Source organism: Pseudomonas oryzae (assembly GCF_900104805.1).
In the GTDB taxonomy this organism is placed as follows: domain Bacteria; phylum Pseudomonadota; class Gammaproteobacteria; order Pseudomonadales; family Pseudomonadaceae; genus Geopseudomonas; species Geopseudomonas oryzae.
Genome location: NZ_LT629751.1, coordinates 1314949 through 1334498 on the forward strand (window position 1 = coordinate 1314949; position 19550 = coordinate 1334498).

A 19550-nucleotide genomic window follows, 5' to 3' on the forward strand; every position below is an offset into this window, starting at 1 on the left:
GGTGCTCAGCCGTGCGTCTGGCCGATCAGGCGCAGGAAGTTGCCGCCCAGCACCAGCGCCTCGTCGGCCGGGGCGAGGCCGAGCAGGCGGATCTTCGCCAGCTCGACGGCCGGATGCAGCCAGGGGCCGTCGCTGCCGAACAGCAGCTTGCGGGCGCCGGCGCGGCGCAATGCCTGCTCCAGCAGGTCGAAGCGGCGCACGCCGGCCGTGTCGGCATGGATGTTGGGATGGCGCACCAGATGGTCGATCAGCGCGAGCTGGGCCTGCCAGTCATCGGCGAAGCTGCCCAGGTGCGGGATGATGAAGGGCACGTCCGGGTATTCCTGGGCCAGCAGCTCGCACACCGCGACCTCGCCGGTGACGTCGTAGAGCACCGGCAGGCGCAGGGCGCGCGCCGCCTCGCAGACCTCGCGGCTGATCCGCGCGTCGTGGCGGTGCAGCTTGATACCGACGAAGCCATAGCGTTCGACGGCGCCCTGCAGCAGGGTGCGCACGCGCCCGCGATCGCGCGCGGCATGCACGAAGGCGAAGCCGTAGAAGCGCCGGGGATGGCGCAGCAGCAGTTCGCCGACCTCGCGGTTGGCCTGCGCGTAGTCGGAATGGAAGGCGGCGAGCAGCACGCTGCGGGCGATGCCCGCCGCCCGGGCGCGGCCGAGGTAGGCGGCCAGCGGCGCATGGGTATCCCAGGGGCCGCTGAAGCCGTCGCCTTTGCCGGCATGGCAGTGGCAGTCGATGATCATGGCGGCGGCTGCGCGTTCAGGCGTCGTACACCACGATCACCCGGCCCCGGCGGCGCCAGGAACCGCCCGGCTGACGGCGCGGCGGGGCGAATTCGAAGCTCGCCGCTTCGTCCTGGCAGCGCCGGCAGCCGCAGCTGCGGCCGTGCGGGGCGGCGCCCTCGGCGTCGGGGGCCAGTTCCAGTTCGCGCGCCTTGCGGTTGGTCAGCAGCCCGCCCTGGCTGCGCAGCCCCCATTTCCGGATGGCCGCCCGTTCCTGGGCCTTGAGCTGCGCCTCGCTCAACGGGCGCAGGTCGACCGAATAGCCCACGGGGGAGATGCCCATGCGGGTCAGGCACAGCAAGTGCTCCTGCAGACGCCGGCGCAGGTTGCTGGCGCGCCCGACGTAGAAGGGCTTGCCCTGCTTGCGCAGGGTGTAGATGCCCGGGCCGTTGGCGGCCGGGCTGGCCAGCGCCTGCGGGAGGGACAGCTCGGCGCTGAGCGGGCGTTGCCCGGTGGCCGGGAAGGGTTCGATGGCAAAGATCCTGGAGCCGTTCATGGTGCCTCCATGTGGCGGGCGGTCAGCGCGCCGTCAGCACGGCGGCGACGCGGTCGATGTCGCGCGGGCGGTGCCCGGCGCTGACGAGCAGGGTGAGACGCGGTGTGCCGTGCTGCCCGCTGCCGGTCAGCAGGGCATCGATGCCGCCGTCGCGCAGGCGCTGCTGCAGCCACGCGGGCGGCGGGCCGGGCGCGCCGACGAAGGACTGCACCGGGAAGGGCATCGCGCAGGCCGGTTGCAGGCCCAGCGGCTTCAGCTGCCGGCGCAGGCGCCGGACCAGCGCCAGCAGGCGGCTGCGGCGGGCATCGCCGCAGGCGCGGTTGAGCGCCAGCGCCCGGCTGGCCGCGCGGATGGCGGCCACCGACGGCGGGCTGCAATGCAGGCGGGTTTCGCTGCGCTGGATGAAGCGTTGGATCAGCGCCCGGCTGCCGGCGAGGACCGCCAGCGGGGCGGCGAAGGCCTTGGCCAGCGAGGCGCCGACCACGATGTGTGGCCCCGCGAGCCCCTGCCAGCGCAGGGAGCCGCCGCCGCCGCTGCCGTAGGGGCTGGCCGCCGTGGGCCGCGCACCGAGGATGCCGAGCGCCTGGGTGTCGTCCAGCACCAGATAGCCGCCGCAGTCGCGCGCCACCCTGGCGTAGCCGGCCAGCGGCGCCGCGCGGCCGCACTGGGTGCAGTAGCCGTCGGCGAGGATGATCGGCCGCTCGTGCCGCGCCCGCGCCCGCCGGGCCAGGCGCGCCACGGCGGCGACATCGTGATGGGCGAAGCTCTCCACCCGGGCGCCCCGGGTGGCGGCGCACTGCGCGCCCCAGCGGGCGATCGCATAGCTGCCGGCATCCACCAGGATCACCGTCGAACGATCGGCGAGCAGGCGCAGCAGGTCCCAGAACAGGTGCAGGGTGGAAGGCAGTAGCAGTGCCGCCTCGCAGCCCTGCAGCTGCGCCAGGCGCTCGGCCAGCGCCGTCGCGCCCGGCGGTTCGCGCAGGGCTGCCGGGCGCCCCTGGCTGAGCCCCTCCCAGTGGCCGAGAGCGGCGCTGGGGTGGCGCCAGCCGAGATACAGGGCGGAGGTGAAGTCGAGCATGGGGCGGCCCTCAGGCGTTGCGCCGTTGCTGTTCCAGGCGCCGCCTGAGCAGCAGCGAGGGCAGGGTGACGTCCACCGTGTCGGCGCCCAGGTCGACCCCGGTGGCGGCGCGGTAGGCGTGCACGTAGCCCTGCACCTGCGGGCGGAAGAAGCGTGCCCAGTTGAACGCCTGCAGCGGCTCGTAGACGTCGCTCCAGTGCCCCCAGCGGATCGACAGCAGCAACTGCTCGCCGAACACCGCGAGGTTGCGGAAGTGCAGCACGCTGGTGTCGCTCCAGCCCTGCAGCTTCTTCATCGCGTCGACGCGATCCATCCACGGCTCCGGATAGGCCACCATCACCCGCGTCGGCAGGAACTCGCGCAGTTCCGGCCGCGCCAGCAGCCACTGCTGCATGAGCATCTCGATGCGCGCGGTGGAGGGCAGGTCGCCGAACTGGTTGTGCGCGCCCTGGGAGAGGATCAGGTGCACCTCCTTGAGTGCGTTGAGCACCGGGAAGGCGTCGGCCTTGACGTTGGTGTCGTCGTCCTGCTTGTAGAAGGACGGCAGCAGGCGCAGCAGGTTGTGGAACGCCTCGATGAACTTCGAGCGGCTGTCGGCGGCGCGGATCTCCTGCACCGCCTTGCCGTCCAGGCGCAGGCCGTAGTGGTGGTCGTACTCGTAGTTGCGGCGCACCACGCTGAGGCGGTGCTGCTCGTCCTGCACGTAGCCCCACAGCAGGTTGTTCAGCGGGCGCAGCGGGTCGATCTCGACGTGCGCCAGCGCGTCGCGCTCGCCCGGCCCGCGGATGTTCTGGAAGCGCCGGGTGATGCTGTTGACGGTCTGCACCAGCATGCCTTCCTCCTGCCAGTACGACCAGATCAGCTCCAGCAGGCAGGGGTTGCCCAGCTTTTCCTGGAGGATGCCGTAGCAGTTGTCGCCCTGGCCGTCGCGGCCGTGGCGGACATCCTCGAAGCGGTTCAGCTTGAGCGGGATGTCCGGCAGCTTGGCGCGGATCACCGCCAGGTAGGGCAGGGTCTTGTTGCCCTGCACGTCGACCAGGTATTCCGCGCTGACCGGATAGGGCAGGTCGCGGCGGTCGAAGTAGGCCTCGTCCTTCTGCGCGTCGAACGGCCGCGGCTCGGCCAGCACCCCGCAGTTGACCATGACGAAGGCTTCGGTGGCGGCCTTGACCACCCGGTAGGCGTCGGCGCCGGCGAACGGCAGCAGCCGCTGGCTGCGCAGGGCGGCGAACTCCTCCGCCTTGTGCTCGAAGCGCTCGCTCTCGAAGGGCGCCAGGTCGGTGGGCTTGGCCTCTCCGCAGAACAGCCAGTTCATGTAGCCCAGGTAGTTGTTGAACGACAGCGCCTCGGTGCTGTTGAGGATGGCCTGCCAGAAGGCGGTGTCGGGGGTGGAGGTGGTCTGCGTGCGTCGGCGGCTGACCTGCAGTTCGCCGGCCACGTTCTGCACATTGGGCAGCACGCTGAGTTCGCCGTGCACGCTGAGTTCCGGGCTGCCGGTCAGCTGGGCGGTCCAGCTCATCAGGCCTTGGGCATGCGCGTGGTAGAGGTATTCGCGCACCTGCCGGTCGCCCTCCAGGCGTTCCTGGTAGCCGGGCATCACCGTGCCGCCGCTGGCGATCAGCGCGGTGGTGAAGTCGCGGCCCAGCGCCTTGCGCCAAGACAGGCGCATCAGCAGCGACTGGCCCTGGGGAATCTGGTTGCAGGGCGTCGTGGTGCAGTCGTCGCCGGCGCGGAAGGTCTCGACGGCGAAGCCGAACGGCAGCGCACAGCAGGCCTGCACCTGGCAGCCGGCGTGCACCTCGCCCTTCCAGCTGGCGGACAGGCCATGGGCCTCGGTGCTCGCCTGGTAGGTGCCGGCGCACGGCAGCGTCACCAGGCAGTGGCCATCCGCCCCCGTCATGCCCTTCCAGTCGAAACGGTCGTTGAATACCCGCACCGGGGCGCCGCTGATCGCGCCCTTGCTGCCGGCCTCGTCGTGGACGAACACGTCGAGCGTGGCGGGCTGGTGGGATCCTGAGTCGTGAGCTTTCATGTCAACCTCCTGCCGGCTAGCGGGTAGCCAGGCCATGTTCTGATTCCAGCCAGGCTCGGCTGGTGGCTCGCTGGAGCACCGCCGTGCGGCAGGCCGATGCCGTATCGAGGGTGCTGCGCAGCGCCCAGTGGGTGAGCAGTTTGCTCAGCAGGGCGCTCTCCGCCTCCGGACTCAGCCGCCCGTCGACGCGGCTCTGGCCGAGCACGGCGAACACCAGGGTGGGCGGCGCGCGGTACATGCCGGCCGGCGCCCGGCACCAGCTGCGGTACAGGTCCGCCAGGCGCCGCGGCTGTCGTTCGCGCACCGCCAGCGCTTCGTGCAGCGCCTTGCCGCGCAGGCGTGGCGGGCGATGGTTGACCAGCAGGCTGACGAACGCCGGCATGGTCGCCCGCAACTGGTCGAGCAGGCGCAGGCGCGCCGGATCCAGGCCCTGCGGCGGGTACAGCGATTGCCACAGCGCCGCCAGGCGCGCCCACTGCGGATGCGGGTAGAGGGCCTGGCCGATGGCGCAGCTCAGCGTGACCCTGATCCACGGCACCGGATGCGGATCGTCCAGGTTCAGGCGGAACATGAACGGCCGCGGCAGGCTGACCACGCCCATCAGGCCCAGCGTCGAGCAGATGCCGACCCGCGCCACCGACCAGAAGTCGGCGACGATCTCCGAGATCCAGCGCGCCCACAGCTGCCAGGCCTCGCGGTCGGCGGCGCTGCCGCGCTGCATGCCCTGCAGCAGCGGCCGCAGCGAGTCGACCAGATCGAGCAGCGCCGCCGCCTGATGGCCGACCTCGTGGATCAGCGAGGAGGCGATGCCGCTGCCGACCATCCGCTCGCGCGGCACGCGAATGATCGCCACCGGGTTGCTGCCGCCGCCCGGCAGGCGCGTGCGCGCCCGGCGGATGGCGGCGCCGATGCCGCGGTCCAGGTAGCAGATCACCGGCGGCACCGGGTAGTAGCTGCCCGCCAGGGTCAGGGCGTCGGCCGAGACCACGTCGAGGCCGGACATCCACACGCCGGTGTCGTGCTCGCTGCGCTGGGAGATCACGTCGTTGAACAGGTCGAACTGGGTGAGCACGGCGTTGAAGCGCAGACGCAGGAAGGAAAACCTGCGCTGCGCCTCGGCATCCGTGGCCAGCCGGGCCGACGGGCCGCCCAGCCAGCCGAGGAAACCCTGCACCAGCGCGCCGACATCCCGCTTGCCGGCCAGCAGATGCTGCTCGATGGCAGTCTGCGCGCCGGGCAGCAGGGCCGCTGCCGGGACCATCGGCTCCAGCAGGGCGAACGGGCGCACCTGGGCCAGCCGCGTCAGCAGCGCGCGTGCCTCCTGAGCGAGGATCCAGGCAGCGAAGGGCGACATGGCCGCTACACCCCGTAGAGGACGATCTTGTTGCCGTGGCGCACCCAGCGCCCGCTCATGCTACGGCCGCTTCGCGCCGTCGCCCCCAGCGGCTGCCGGCCGGCGCCGAGCAAGCCGGGCGCGAGCTGCCGCGAGGCGGCGATGGCGGCGGCCTGGGCCACCTTGTGCGGGTTGGCGCCGGGCGGGGCGGCGGCGGCCTTCTGCACGGTGTTGGCGGCCAGGCGCACGAACTGGCGGGCGCCCTCGAACTCCAGCTCCTCCTGCTCCATGGTCTCCGCTTCGAGGCCCAGGGCGCGGCCCGCCGCCGAGGCCAGGCCGCTGCCGATCTTGGCGCCCAGCGGCCCGCCGACGTAGGCGCCGAGGGCGCCACCGGCCAGCGGCAGGGCCTTCTTGGCCACCCCCTTGAGCACGCCGCCGAGCGCCTTGCCGACCGGCGAGCGGACCACCTGACCGACCGCGCGGCCGGCCTTCTTCAGCAGGTTGCCGAGGAACTGTTCGAGCTCCTCCTCGTTGCTCACTCCCAGCAGCTCGCCGGCCAGTTCCAGTTCGTCAGCCTCGCTGAGAATGGTTTCGTCGGCCATCTCGCCCGACCACTCCTGTTCGCCATATTCGAAACTCTCGGTTTCGAATGCCGACAGCTCGGGCATGTATTCCATTTGCGTGCGATCGATGTCGTGCATGATTGACTCCTTATGAGGGGAGGCGCCGGTCCGCGTGGGATCAGCTGTTGTCGACGATGATGTGGTGGCCCTGGCGAACCCAGCGCCCTTGCTCACTGCCCGGCAGGCCCGAACGGGCGCCTGCGGACTTGCGGCCCGGTTGCGCTGGCAGCAGGCCCGGCGCGTGGCGCTGCGCCGCCCTGTGCAGTGCCGCGCGGGCAACTGACTGCGCGTTGCCGCCCGGCAGCCGTAGCGCCGTGCGGGTCGCGCTGTTGGCCAGGCGCACGAAACGCCTGGCCGCCTCGAATTCCTGATCCTCCGGGCTCAGCCCTTCCAGCTCGAGGCCGAAGTAGCGCCCGGCCGCCGCCGCGGTGCCGGACGCGCGGGCGCTGCCCGGCCGTCCGCTCAGCGCCCGCTCCAGCACCGGCAGGGTGCGCCGCGCGGTGGCGCTCAGCAGTGCCGCCAGGGCGCGTCCCTGCGCCGAGCCGGGCGCCAGACCGGCGCGCGCCTGCAGGCGGGTGAGCAGCTGCGCCAACTGGGGCGGGCTGCGGACTTCCAGCAGCGCCGCGGCGAACTCCAGCTCGTCCAGTTCGTCCTGCTCGGCGGCGACGGGGCGCAGCGCCGGCTGCTGTAGCTCGAGGGCTGCGAACTGCGGCTGGTAGTCGAGAAGCGCGCGCGTCATGCCTGGATCCTCCTGTCGCGGCCGGTGCCGGCGGGGTGGCGAAGCCTGCAGGGCATATCGCAAGGGGCGTGCCAGCGGCGCAGGCGCGTTTGGCCGGGGTTAGCGTGGCCGTCGGGCGAAAGGAACTTCGCGCGGGGCGGCCGGCTTGGGGTGCGGGGGTGAAAAATGCTTCGCGCCTGGCGCAGGCAGCCGAACCCGCTGGCGCCCGGGGACGATCTGTCGTGGGAATGCCGTGCATTGCGCCGGCGGGATTGGCTAACCTGCGCGCATTCGCCAACAGGAGGTTTCCATGAGCTTCGAGATCCGTCCCGCCCAGCCTGCCGACGCCGAACAGATCCTCGCCTTCATCCGCGAGCTGGCCATCTACGAGCGCGCCGAGCACTCGGTGGTGGCCAGCGTCGACGACATCCGCCGCAGCCTGTTCGCCGAGGGCGCCCCGGCCCGTGCGCTGATGTGCCTGCGCGATGGCCGGCCGGTCGGCTACGCGGTGTACTTCTTCAGCTACTCGACCTGGCTGGGGCGCAACGGCATCTACCTGGAGGACCTCTACGTCACGCCCGAACAGCGCGGCAGCGGCGCGGGCCGTCAGTTGCTGCGCCACATCGCCCGCGAGGCGGTGGCCAACGACTGCGGGCGGCTGGAGTGGAGCGTGCTGGACTGGAACGAGCCGGCCATCGGCTTCTACCGCTCGCTGGGCGCCGAGCCGCAGGACGAGTGGGTGCGCTACCGCCTGGAGGGCGAGGCGCTGCGCAGCTTCGCCCGGGGCTGAAGCCGCGCAGCCGGGCTCAGCACTTCACCAGCGCCGGCCGCCACCAGCCGGGGAGCAGCGCGCGGACCGCGGGCTGGGCGAAGCGGTCGTCGAGCAGGTACACCACGCCCTCGTCCGAGGTGGTGCGGATCACCCGCCCGGCGGCCTGCACCACCTTCTGCAGCCCGGGGTACAGGTAGGCGTAGTCGTAGCCGTTGTCCGGGCCGAACAGCTGCGCCATGCGCGCCTTGACCTCCTCGTTGACCTCGTTGACCTGCGGCAGGCCGAGGGTGGCGATGAAGGCGCCGATCAGCCGCTCGCCGGGCAGGTCGATGCCCTCGCCGAAGGCGCCGCCGAGCACGGCGAAGCCGATACCGCGCGAGTGCTCGGTGAAACCGTCGAGGAAGGCCTGGCGCTCGCCCTCGTTCATGCTGCGGCTCTGCGCCGTGGTCGGGATGTCCGGATGCAGGGTGGCGAACAGCTCCAGCACCTGCTGCAGGTAGGCGTAGCTGCTGAAGAACGCCAGGTAGTTGCCCGGCCGCGCGCGGTACTGCGCGGCGATGACCCGGCAGATCGGCGCCAGGCTCGCCGCGCGGTGCTGGTAGCGGGTCGACAGGTTGCGCACGATGCGCACCGCCAGCTGTTCGGCGGCGAACGGCGACTCCACCTCCAGCCAGCGGCTGTCCTGCGGCAGGCCGAGCAGGTCGCGGTAGTAGTCGGCCGGGCGCAGGGTGGCGGAGAACAGCGTGGTGCTGTGGGCGTTGGCGAAGCGTTCGGCGAGGAAGGGCGCCGGCACCAGGTTGCGCAGGCACAGGGTCGAGCGGCTGCGACTGGCCTTGCCGGCATGCCGGCTGATGTCGAACAGCGAGTGCGGCCCGTAGGCCTCGGCGAGGCGGCAGAACTGCAGGGCATCCAGATAGAACTGCAGCAGGGCGCGCTCGTTGCCGTCGGGCTGGTCGGTCAGGTGGTCGGTGATGGCGCTGACCGCCTTCTGCAGCGCGGCGACGAACAGGTCCGGCACGCCGGGCAGGATCTGGTAGTCGCTGTCCTGGTCGCGGTTGAGCTGGTTCCAGTGGCGGCCGACCCGCTCCAGCGGGCTCTTCAGCTTGGCCGGCGCCGACTTGCGCATGTCCATGAACACGTGCTGGTCCAGCTCGGCGGTGTACATGCCGCGCGCCCGCTCGACCAGGTTGTGCGCCTCGTCGACCAGCACGGTCACCCGCCAGTCGTTGAGCACCGTCAGGCCGTGGAGCAGGGCGCTGAGGTCGAAGTAGTAGTTGTAGTCGCCGACCACCACGTCGGCCCAGCGGCACAGCTCCTGGCTCAGGTAGTAGGGGCAGACCTGGTGGGCGAGGGCGATCTCGCGCACCTCGGCCTGGGTCAGCCAGCGCCGCCCGAGCGCCGCCAGCCGCGCCGCCGGCAGGCGGTCGTAGAAGCCCTTGGCCAGCGGGCAGGACTCGCCGTGGCAGCTGCGCTCCGGGTGCTCGCAGGCCTTGTCGCGCGCCACGTGTTCGAGCACCCGCAGCGGCAGCTCGGCTTCCTGTTGGCGCAGGCTGGCCAGCGCATCCAGGGCCAGGCGCCGGCCCGGCGTCTTGGCGGTGAGGAAGAACAGCCGGTCGAGCCGTTGGCCGGGGAAGGCCTTGAGCTGGGGGAACAGGGTGGCGAGGGTCTTGCCGATGCCGGTGGTGGCCTGCGCCAGCAGCGTGTCGCCGTCGCGGGCGGCACGGTAAACCGCCTCGGCGAGCTGGCGCTGGCCGCGGCGGAACTCGGGCCAGGGGAAGCGCAGGCAGGTGAGGCCGGCGTCGCGCGCCACGCGGTGCGCCTGCTCCTGCTCTGCCCAGGCGATGAAGCGCTGGCACTGCAGGGCGAAGAAGGCCTCCAGCTCGGCCGCCGCGAAGCGCTCGCGCAGGACGGTCTCCTTCTGCGTGAGCACGTTGAAGTAGACGACCGCCAGCTCGATCTCGGTGAGGCCCTCGCTCTGGCACAGCAGCCAGCCGTACACCTTGGCCTGCGCCCAGTGCAGCTGGCGGTGGTTGTCGGGGATGCGCGCCACGTCGCCGCGGTGGGTCTTGATCTCCTCCAGCAGGTTCTCCAGCGGGTCGTAGCCGTCGGCGCGGCCGCTGACCCGCAGGCCGGGATAGCCGCCGGCCAGCGGTAGTTCGGCCCGGTAGTGCGGGCCGCGCCGCGCCACCACCGTCTGGTGGCCGGCGATGCCCTCCTGGGCGGTGGGCGCCGGGGTGAAACGCAGGTCGAGGTCGCCGGCCTTGGCGGTGAACTCGCACAGCGCACGCACGGCGACCGCATAGCTCATGCCGCGGCCCAGTTCACGTAGCAGACCTCGACCGGGATGCCGTGCGCGGCGGCGAAGGCCAGCCAGCGCTTCTGGTTGTCCTGCAGGCGGTCGCCCGGACCCTTCACCTCGATAAGCCGGTAGCGGCGCTCGGCCGGGTGGAACTGGATCAGGTCGGGCATGCCGGCGCGGTTGGCCCTGAGGTCGCCCAGCAGGCGTTCGCAGCAGGCGCGCAGGTGCGCGGCGGGGATGCAGTCCAGCGCCAGTTCGAGCAGCGCCTCGTCGAGCAGGCCCCAGAACACGAAGGGCGACTGGGTGCCGAACTTGTCGCGATGCAGCTGGCGCACGTGCGTCCGGTAGCTGCCGTCGTCCAGGCGCGCCAGGCAGGCGTCGAACAGCGGCTTGCGCCGTGCGTAAAAGTCGCTGCTGTACAGGTCGACCGGGCCGCTGTGGAAGGGGTGGAAGAAGGCCCCCGGCAGCGGCGCGAAGATCGCCTCCCAGCACAGCAGGCCGAACAGGCTGCACAGCAGGGTGTTCTCCACGTAGTGCACCGGCGCCTCCGCGCGGTGCAGATGCTCGCGCACCGCGTGTTCGACGCTGCCATGCGCCGGGCGCGCCAGCACCAGCTGGCTGTTCGTCTCGGCGACGGCGGTGCGGCGTTTCGGCGCCGGCAGGCCGAGCTTGCGCGCCAGGCGCGGCAGGGCGCGCTCCAGGCGCTGGGCTTCCTCGTCGTTGTGCGGGCTGGCGCTCGCCTGCACGGCCAGCGCGTGGGCCTCGGCGTGGCGTTCGAGCTTTTCCAGCACGCGGATCTGCCGCCAGCGCGCCTCGCCGTGGGCGCAGCGCCGGTACAGGTCCAGCGCCGCCTCGGCCGCGCCGTCCTTCTCCAGCTGCTGGGCCAGCTTGAACAGCAGCCGGGCGTGGCGCGACTGCAGGTAGGGGTTGGCACTGGCGAAGTCGAGCAGGCCGTCCAGCACGGACTCGACTGGCTCGCCAGCCTCGAAGCGCTCGCGCCGTTCGCGCAGGAACAGGTAGTCGTCGACGTCCGCGCGGCAACGGAAGCCGCGCGACTCGGGGCTGATCGGCACCGCTTCGTAGCGGAAGATGCCCAGGTCGGTGAGGACGAACTCCGACCAGTCCTGGCTCAGGTTGCCGAAGAACAGCAGGCGCAGGCGGTCGCACAGTGCGCCGACCTGCAGGCTGTACAGGCGCTCGTCGAGGCCCGGGCACCAGGCGGCGAATGGCTGCGCCGGCAGCTCGAGGGCCGCGAGTTGCGCCTCCAGTTCGGCCTTCTTCTGGCTGGCGCGGCGGTCGGCCAGCGGCAGATGGGCGAGCAGCTCGTCCTTGCGCAGCAGGGCGGCGACCTCGCGGGCCTCCAGCGGTGCGCGGTCGCTGAGCCAGCCCAGTTCGAGCAACGTCGCCGCCGCCGCGTGGGTGGCACCGATCTCGGCGTACTGCAGCTTGCTGGCGCGGAAGTGGCAGCCCTTGCGCATCACCATGCGCACCAGCAGCGCCTGCGCGGGCAGCGGCAGCGCGGCGAAGCGGGCGATGAAGGAGGATTCCTCGGCACTGAGCAGATCGGCATAGCGTTCGCCGACCCAGGCGAGCGCGGTGCGGAAGTTGCCGAGGTAATAGAGTTCGGGAGGCAGGGGCGCGGACATGGCGCGATGATCTGTATAGGCATCCAGCATGTCAACGCTGTGCGTCGGATTCGTTGCCGCCCGCGGGCGTCGTTGCCGGAGCGGGCGCCGGGGCGGAAGTCGCCATCGCGCGGATAAAAAAACCGCCCGTACCTCGCGGTACGGGCGGCCAAGATCGGGTAACGCCTCTGAAAACCCGATCAGCTCACAACATGCTCATGCAATTTGCTGGGCCTTGGCCGGCTGGATGTGCACCACCTGCACCGGCACCGCCTCGACCTTCGGCTGCGGCTTGGCATAGCGCTGCGGGGAGAAGGCGTGCAGCAGCTGCGCCTCGCGAGACTTGACGCGCTCGACGCTGGCCAGCTTGACGTGGCCGTAGCCGCGGATCTCCTCGGCCAGCGCGGCGATGCGCACGGCGGCGTCGAGGTTGTCCTCGGTCAGCTGCGGCAGCAGCTCGCGGATGCGCGCGGCGTAGTCCTCGATCAGCCGGCGCTCCATGCGCCGCTCCTCGGTCTTGCCGAACAGGTCCAGCGCGCTGCCGCGCAGGGCCTTGGCCTTGGCCAGCAGCGGGAAGACCTTGGCAAGCCACGGGCCCAGGGTGATCTTGCGCGCACGGCCGTCCGCGCCCGGGCGCGACAGCAGCGGCGGGGCCATGTGGAATTCCAGGCGGAAGTCGCCCTCGAACTGCGCTTCCAGCTGGGCGCGGAACTGCGGGTCGCTGTATAGACGCGCCACCTCGTACTCGTCCTTGTAGGCCATCAGCTTGGCGTAGCCGCGCGCCACCGCCGGGCTCAGGCGCAGCTTGGCCTGCGGGCCGAGCAGGGCGCGTTCGGCCTTCGCCACCTCGTCGACCAGTTGGCGGAAGCGGCGGGCGTAGGCGGCGTTCTGGTAGTCGGTGAGCAGCAGCTCGCGGTGGGCGACCAGCTCGTCGAAGTCCTCGATGGCGCGGAACTCGTCGATCTCGGCGCTGCGGCTGAGCAGCTGGCGCAGGCCCTGCGGGTTGGCGCGGGCCAGGCGGCCGAGCCCGAAGGCGGCCAGGTTCATCGGTACGGCGACGCCGTTCAGCTCGATGGCGCGCTCAAGCGATTCCAGGCTCAGCGGGATCAGCCCGGCCTGCCAGGCGTAGCCCATCAGCAGGATGTTGGCGCCGATGCTGTCGCCGAGGGCGCGCTGCGCCAGGCTCTGCGCGTCGCACAGCTCCAGGCCGGCCTCGCCGACGGCGTGGCGGATCTTCTCCAGCAGGCCTTCGGTCTGCAGGTTGGCGTCCGGGTTCTGCACGAATTCGGCGGTGGGTAGCACGTGGCGGTTGGCGACCACCCTGGTGCGGCCGTGCTTGACGCTCTGCAGGGCGTCGGCGGAGGCGGCGACCACCAGGTCGCAGGCGAGCAGGGCGTCGGCCTGCTGGGTGTCTATGCGCACCTGATTGAGGCGCTCCGGCACGTCGGCCAGGCGCACGAAGGACAGCACGGCGCCGCCCTTCTGGGCGAAGCCCATGAAGTCGAGCACGCTGGCCGACTTGAATTCCAGGTGGGCGGCCATGCTGATCAGCGCGCCGACGGTGACCACGCCGGTGCCGCCGACGCCGGTGACCAAGAGGTCGTAGGGCGCGTTCCAGACGTGGGCCGCCGGGCGCGGCAGGTTGTTCAGCAGCTCGGCGAGCGCGCGCTGGCCTGCTTCGCCCTGCAGGGCGCCGACGCCCTTGCGCACGCGACCGCCCTTGACCGAGACGAAGCTCGGGCAGAAGCCGTTGACGCAGGAGTAGTCCTTGTTGCACGACGACTGGTCGAGCTGGCGCTTGCGGCCCAGTTCGGTCTCCAGCGGCACCAGCGACAGGCAGTTGGAGGCCACGCCGCAGTCGCCGCAGCCTTCGCACACCGCCTGGTTGATGAACAAGCGACGGTCCGGATCGGGGAACTCGCCCTTCTTGCGGCGGCGACGCTTCTCGGCGGCGCAGGTCTGCTCGTAGATCAGCACGGTGACGCCGGCGGTTTCGCGCAGTTCGCGCTGGATCCTGTCGAGATCCTCGCGCGGGTGGAAGGCGGTACTGGCCGGGAAGCGGTCGCGCTGGCTGGCGTACTTGGCGATGTCGTCGCTGAGCACCACCACCTTGCGTGCGCCCTCGGCGGTGACCTGCTGGGCGATGGCGTCGACGGTGATGGTGCCGTCCACCGGCTGGCCGCCGGTCATGGCCACCGCGTCGTTGAACAGGATCTTGTAGGTGATGTTGGCCTTGGCGGCGATCGACTGGCGGATCGCCAGGTAGCCGGAGTGGTAGTAGGTGCCGTCGCCGAGGTTCTGGAACACGTGCGGCACCTGGGTGAAGCGCGAGTGCGCCGCCCAGTCGACGCCTTCGCCGCCCATCTGGATCAGGCCGCTGGTGTCGCGGTCCATCCAGTTGGCCATGAAGTGGCAGCCGATGCCGGCCAGCGCGCGCGAGCCTTCCGGCACCTTGGTCGAGCTGTTGTGCGGGCAGCCGGAGCAGAAGTAGGGCGAGCGGCGCACTGCGTCGGCCAGGTTGCTCAGCTGCGACGGCGCGGTGAAGTCGCGGACCAGGTGGCGGCGGTCGAGATCGGCGGTCTGGCGGGCCAGCCAGTCGGCCAGCACCGGCATGATGCGCGACGGGCGCAGCTCGCCGAGGGCGGAGAGCAGCGGCTTGCCGGCGGCGTCCTGCTTGCCGAGCAGGCGCGGGCGCAGCTCGCTCGGCTGGTTGTACAGCAGCTCGCGCAGCTGGCGCTCGATCACCGGCGCCTTCTCCTCGATCACCAGCACCTCGTCGAGGCCGCGCACGAAGTCCAGCGCGCGGTTCGGCTCGATGGGGAAGGACAGGCCGATCTTGTAGACGCGGATGCCGGCGCGGGCCAGGTCGTCGAGGGAGATGTCCAGGCGACGCAGGCACTCGAGGAAGTCGAGGTGCGCCTTGCCGCAGGTGACGATGCCGAAGCGCGCGTTGTCGCAGGCGACGATGGTCTTGTCGATGCTGTTGCTCTTGGCGAAGGCGCGCACCGCGTCGAGCTTGTCGGCCTGGCGGGCTTCCAGCTGCAGCGAGGGCAGGTCCGGCCAGCGATAGTGCAGGCCGCCGGCCGGCGGGGTGTAGTCCACCGGGGCGTCGAAGCGGGTCTGGATGCGGTCCAGATCGACGGTCGAGCCGCTTTCCACCACCTCGGACAGGGCGGTGAAGCCGACCCAGGCGCCGGAGAAGCGCGACAGCGCCCAGCCGTACAGGCCAAACTCGAGGTATTCGGCGATGGTCGCCGGGGAAACGGTCGGCACGCTCCAGGCCTGGAAGGCCAGGTCGCTCTGGTGCGGCATGGAGGAGGACACGCAGCCGTGGTCGTCGCCGGCGACGATCAGCACGCCGCCGTTGGGCGAGGAGCCGTAGGCGTGGCCGTGCTTCAGGGCATCGCCGGCGCGGTCGACGCCCGGGCCCTTGCCGTACCAGTAGGCGAACACGCCGTCGACGGTGCGCTGCGGGTCGGATTCGACCTGCTGGGTGCCGAGCACCGCGGTGCCGCCCAGTTCTTCGTTGATCGCGGGGAGGAATTCGATCTGGTTGTCGGCCAAGAGGCGCTTGGCCTTCCACAGGGCCTGGTCGACCATGCCCAGAGGCGAGCCCCGATAGCCGCTGATGAAGCCGGCGCTGTTGAGGCCGCGCGCGCGGTCGAGGGCGCGCTGCATCAGCGGCAGGCGGACCAAGGCCTGGGTGCCGGTGAGGAAGATCTGGCCGCGGGTGGCTTCGAGGCTGTCGCTCAGGCGGTAGTCGTCGCGCAGCTGCACGGTGCTGGCGCGCTCGGTCGCATGGGTCATTGTTGTTGTCCTGCGAGAGGTGTTGTTCTGTGGGGAATAGTGTTCCCCAGCGCAGGCGGTTTTTTGTTTCTCTTTTTCCCTGGTAGACGGTAGATTCGAGAAAAAATTAATCGATATTTCGGCAAAAGGAGAATGTCATGCTCGACAAGTTCGCCCGCCAGCTGCTCAGCGAACTGCAGCGCGACGCCCGGCAGACCATGCAGCAGCTCGCCGAGAAGGTCGGCCTGTCGACCACGCCCTGCTGGCGGCGCATCAAGGAGCTGGAGGAGGAGGGGGTGATCCGCCGTTACACGGTGCTGGTGGATCGCGAGAAGGTCGGCCTGCAGAACTGCGTGTTCGCCGAGGTGGCGCTGAGCCGCCACGCCGGCGACGTGACCGCCGAGTTCGAGGCGGCGGTGGCGGCTACCCCGGAGATCGTTGCCTGCTACGCCACCACCGGCAAGGCCGACTACCTGATCAAGGTGGTCACCAGCGACATCAAGGCCTACGATCAGGTGCTGCAGCAGCGCATCTTCCGCCTGCCCGGGGTGGCCAGCGTGCACACCAGCGTGGTGCTCCGGGAGGTGAAGGACGAGGTGAGCCTGCCGCTGTAGCGGGCGCTACCAGATCTGGTAGGGCGTGCCCTGGTCGGTGGTCCGGTAGCGGACGGGGGGAGCCGCTGGCTGCGGAATGCCCGGCGCTACGGGTTGCGCCTGCGGGCGCAGCGGTTGCGCCACGCTGCGCGAGGGCGGCTCGTAGCGCAGCGGCCGGGCCACGCTGGCGGCCAGGCTGCCCTCGATCTGGCCGGAGATGTGGTAGACCCCGGCCAGCACGCCGTTCTCATGGTTGCGCATCAGGTTCAGCCAGTCCTCCTGAAAGGCGGCCTGCAGGTTGTTGCGCAGGCGCGATTCCATCTTCGGGCGCTCCTTTTCCCGCAGGATGGCGCTGATGCCCGCGGTGCCCAGCGACAGCGCCATGCCGGCGGCGCCGCCGATCGCCGAGGAGATGGCGCCGGCGACACTGCTGGTGGCGAGCTCGTTGACCAGGCTTTCGCTGGTCTTCTGCGCCACGTTGGAAATTCCGGGGTCCGAGGACCAGTCCTTGCTGCGTCCGGGCGATTGCTGAATCCGCGCGATCAGCGCCTCGTAGGCCGGCATCCCGTCCAGCCGCTTCGCCTCCACGAGCTGGTACAGCGAGGCGCCGCCCGACGAGGAACCCAGCGAGATCGCCGGAATGGCCTGCAGATGATGGTCGAACTGATCCGCGGGCACGCCATAGCGCTGCGGCAGCTTGCGCACCTGCAGGCCGAGTTGCTGGATGTAATAGCGGGTGGCCTGCTCCATCACCTGGTCCGGATCGACCTGCCTGGCGACCGGCTCCAGCACCAGGTCGTGGTACTGCTCCTGCAGGTAGACCGCCAGGCGCTGCACGGTCGGATCCTTCTCGCCATCGGCATTCATCTTGTACCAGGCGACTTTCATGGTCAGCCACTGCCGGGTCCAGTAGCTGGAGTACCAGGGAATGAATTCGGCTTCGGTGCGCTGGTAGACCAGGTCCATCCAGCGCTGCATGTTCTGCTGGGCGTAGCTGGAGGCCTGCTCGCTGGCGCTCAGCGAGGCGGCGAAGATGTCGCTGTCGATCTGGCGCCAGGTGCTGGCCGAAACGTGCGGGGGCGGCGGCTGGGGGGGACGTTCCCTGCCGGCGCAACCGGCAAGGCTCAGCAGCAGCGCCACGATCAGCAGGCGCAGGCAGAGCAGCGGCGGGTCGACCAGCTGACTCGACAGGGCAACGACATCCGCTGTCTGGCGCGTCCCGGGCGGGGCCTTGACGTTGTACATGGGACTTCGAAGGCTCCGCAGACCTCAAGGGGCTGCGCTTTCCTTCCTCGCGAACTGCTGCGGAGCTCATGCAGTCGCCAGCCACGCCTGCGGGGCGTCCCGCAGGTCCGCCACCGTCGCTTTCAGTCTAGTCCTCGCCTGCGGCTCACGGAGCGTCATCCGGCGAGCGGTGCACCGGACTGGCGAAAGATGGGAGGTGGTGGCCGGGGCCAGCTGGAGAAGGGCTCCCGAAGGCGGCGCCTGGGCGCCACCTCCGGGAGGGGGTGACGCTTACTGCTTGGCTTCGACTTCCGCCTCGACGCGGCGGTTGATGGCGCGACCTTCGGAGGTGGCGTTGTCGGCCACCGGGCGGCTCTCGCCATAGCCGACCGAATCGACCCGATTGGGCGCGATGCCATACTCGTTGACCAGTACGTCACGCACGGCGTTGGCTCGCCGCTCGGACAGGCGCTGGTTGTAGGCGTCGGTGCCCACCGAGTCGGTGTGGCCTTCCACGACGGTGCTGGTCTGCGGGTACTCGTTCATGAAGTCCGCGACCGCCTTGATGTCGGCCTTGTAGCCTTCCTTGACCACGGACTTGTCGAAGTCGAACTTGACGTCCAGTTCCACGCGCACCACGGCGGGTGCCTGAGCCATGGGTTCGGGCTCGACCGGCGCTGCTACCGGCAGCGGGCAGCCACGCTCGTCCACCTGGGTACCCTTCGGCGTGTTGGGGCACTTGTCCTCCTTGTTGACCACGCCGTCGCCATCGGCGTCGCCGTGTACCCAGCAATAGGCCGCGCCGGTGATGGCGCCGATACCCAGGCCGCCGGCTGCCCAGCTGGAGCTTTCGATGGCGCCGAGGCTGGCGCCGACCACGCCACCGACTGCCGCGCAAGGCGGCCAGTCGCTCTGCACCAGTCCGGCGCAACCCGACAGCAGGCCGCTAACCAGAGCCAGGGGTAAAGCAGTCCGCACTATTCTCATTCTTGGTTCTCCTCGATTGATCGGGCGCATTGCTTAGCCGGCCTTGCACCTCGCACCTTGCAGGCAGACCAATGCAGGAAAGTGTTGCACCGGAAACGGCGTTGTCAAAAAGCCTGCGCGTTTAGTGCATAAAGACTGATGGATGTCATGCCGGAGGCGATCGATGTGAGCCGTCCGGGCGGATAGCCCGTCATGCCAACCCGAGCCACGGCCAGCCGGCGGGATACGCCGCGGCCGACCACTTCCAGGGAGTGCGCCATGAGTACCCACGAATCTTCCAGCCAGCTGTCCTCGTCCTTCGACTGCCCGCTGCGCGACGGCGAGCGGCTGATCCAGCGCATCGACGCGCGGCTGGCGCAGATCGGCGGCGGTATCCCGGTCAACCGCCTGCTGCCGTCGCGGCAGCGCCGGATGATCGGCGCTTGGTGCTTCCTCGACCATGCCGGCCCGGCGCGTTTCGAGCCGGGGCAGGGCATGCACGTCGGCCCGCACCCGCATATCGGCCTGCAGACCTTCACCTGGATGATCGAGGGCGAGGTGCTGCACCACGACAGCCTGGGCTCGGAGCAGGTAATCCGTCCCGGTCAGGTCAACCTGATGACCGCCGGACGCGGCATCAGCCATAGCGAGGTGTGCCTGGACGACCAGCGCGTGCTGCACGCGGCGCAGCTGTGGATCGCCCTGCCGGCCGCCGACGGCGAGTGCGCGCCGGCCTTCGAGCACTACCCGGATTTGCCGCGCTGGGCGCGCGACGGTTGCGATTTCACCCTGCTGGCCGGGCGCTTCGAGGGGCAGCGGGCGCCGACGCGGCTGTATTCGCCGCTGCTCGGCGTCGAGCTGCGCAGCGCGGCTGGCAGCCAGCTGGAGCTGACGCTGGAGAGCGCGTTCGAGTACGGCATCCTGCCGCTGGAAGGCGAGGTGCGCCTCGGCGCCGAGAGCTTCGCCGCCGACCAGCTGGCCTACCTGGGGCGCGGTCGCGAGCGCCTGCACCTGGAGCTGGCGCCGGGCAGCCGCGCCCTGCTGCTGGGCGGCGAACCGTTCGGCGAGGAGATTCTCATCTGGTGGAACTTCGTCGGCCACAGCAAGGCGCAGATCGCCCGGGCGCAGCGCGACTGGGAGGCCGGCAGCCCGCGCTTCGGCGGTGTGCCGGGCTACGACGGCGCCCCGCTGGTGGCGCCGCCGTTGCCGTGGCGGGAGGTCTGAGC

The 19550-nt window shown here is 70.6% G+C and carries 15 protein-coding genes; 3 read left to right on the top strand and 12 right to left on the bottom strand.

Annotation, left to right across the window (positions count from 1 at the left end):
- Positions 1–5: 5 nt before the first annotated feature.
- From BLT78_RS05960 to BLT78_RS05990, 7 genes are read right to left on the bottom strand one after another with little or no spacing between them, the layout of a single operon-like run.
- Entirely contained in the window at positions 6–740 is a 735-nt protein-coding gene (locus tag BLT78_RS05960) for an amidohydrolase family protein (protein WP_090348080.1), read from the bottom strand.
- A 16-nt stretch (positions 741–756) separates the two neighbouring features.
- A complete protein-coding gene (locus BLT78_RS05965; protein ID WP_090348081.1) occupies positions 757–1275 on the bottom strand; it encodes a GIY-YIG nuclease family protein in 519 nt (172 codons plus the stop codon).
- 22 nt (positions 1276–1297) lie between these two features.
- Complete coding sequence (locus BLT78_RS05970; protein WP_090348082.1) at positions 1298–2353, bottom strand: aminotransferase class I/II-fold pyridoxal phosphate-dependent enzyme; 1056 nt, start codon at positions 2351–2353, stop codon at positions 1298–1300.
- A 10-nt stretch (positions 2354–2363) separates the two neighbouring features.
- Positions 2364–4385: a hypothetical protein gene (locus tag BLT78_RS05975; protein ID WP_157719492.1), complete on the bottom strand. Its 2022-nt coding sequence runs from the start codon at positions 4383–4385 to the stop codon at positions 2364–2366.
- Positions 4386–4401: 16 nt separating this feature from the next.
- Positions 4402–5739, bottom strand: a complete 1338-nt coding sequence (locus BLT78_RS05980; protein ID WP_090348085.1) for a hypothetical protein — start codon at positions 5737–5739, stop codon at positions 4402–4404.
- 5 nt (positions 5740–5744) lie between these two features.
- Complete coding sequence (locus tag BLT78_RS05985) at positions 5745–6419, bottom strand: hypothetical protein (protein WP_090348087.1); 675 nt, start codon at positions 6417–6419, stop codon at positions 5745–5747.
- Between the two features lie 40 nt (positions 6420–6459).
- Positions 6460–7080: a hypothetical protein gene (locus BLT78_RS05990; protein ID WP_090348088.1), complete on the bottom strand. Its 621-nt coding sequence runs from the start codon at positions 7078–7080 to the stop codon at positions 6460–6462.
- Between the two features lie 289 nt (positions 7081–7369).
- On the opposite strand from BLT78_RS05990, the gene BLT78_RS05995 reads away from it, so the two are divergent.
- A complete protein-coding gene (locus BLT78_RS05995) occupies positions 7370–7849 on the top strand; it encodes a GNAT family N-acetyltransferase (RefSeq protein ID WP_090348089.1) in 480 nt (159 codons plus the stop codon).
- A 16-nt stretch (positions 7850–7865) separates the two neighbouring features.
- Here the strand turns inward: BLT78_RS05995 and BLT78_RS06000 are convergent, their stop codons facing one another.
- The 3 genes from BLT78_RS06000 to BLT78_RS06010 form a co-directional block, all read right to left on the bottom strand.
- A complete protein-coding gene (locus BLT78_RS06000; RefSeq protein WP_090348090.1) occupies positions 7866–10139 on the bottom strand; it encodes an ATP-dependent DNA helicase in 2274 nt (757 codons plus the stop codon).
- Entirely contained in the window at positions 10136–11776 is a 1641-nt protein-coding gene (locus BLT78_RS06005) for a VRR-NUC domain-containing protein (RefSeq protein WP_090352165.1), read from the bottom strand. The genes BLT78_RS06000 and BLT78_RS06005 overlap by 4 nt, the downstream gene beginning before the upstream one ends.
- Positions 11777–11971: 195 nt before the next feature.
- Positions 11972–15562: an indolepyruvate ferredoxin oxidoreductase family protein gene (locus tag BLT78_RS06010; RefSeq protein ID WP_090348091.1), complete on the bottom strand. Its 3591-nt coding sequence runs from the start codon at positions 15560–15562 to the stop codon at positions 11972–11974.
- Between the two features lie 137 nt (positions 15563–15699).
- Here BLT78_RS06010 and BLT78_RS06015 point away from each other — a divergent pair, with 137 nt between their 5' ends.
- Positions 15700–16155 (top strand): Lrp/AsnC family transcriptional regulator, encoded by a 456-nt coding sequence (locus tag BLT78_RS06015; RefSeq protein ID WP_090348093.1) that lies wholly within the window; start codon positions 15700–15702, stop codon positions 16153–16155.
- 6 nt (positions 16156–16161) lie between these two features.
- Here BLT78_RS06015 and BLT78_RS06020 read toward each other — a convergent pair whose 3' ends face one another.
- Positions 16162–17379, bottom strand: coding sequence for a hypothetical protein (locus BLT78_RS06020; RefSeq protein WP_197673144.1), 1218 nt, complete (start codon positions 17377–17379; stop codon positions 16162–16164).
- 270 nt (positions 17380–17649) lie between these two features.
- The gene (locus tag BLT78_RS06025; RefSeq protein WP_090348094.1) at positions 17650–18345 is read right to left on the bottom strand and encodes an OmpA family protein; all 696 of its coding nucleotides are present in this window, start codon (positions 18343–18345) and stop codon (positions 17650–17652) included.
- 258 nt (positions 18346–18603) lie between these two features.
- Between BLT78_RS06025 and BLT78_RS06030 the strand changes: the two genes are divergently transcribed.
- Positions 18604–19548 (top strand): pirin family protein, encoded by a 945-nt coding sequence (locus BLT78_RS06030; protein ID WP_090348096.1) that lies wholly within the window; start codon positions 18604–18606, stop codon positions 19546–19548.
- Positions 19549–19550 lie beyond the last annotated feature (2 nt).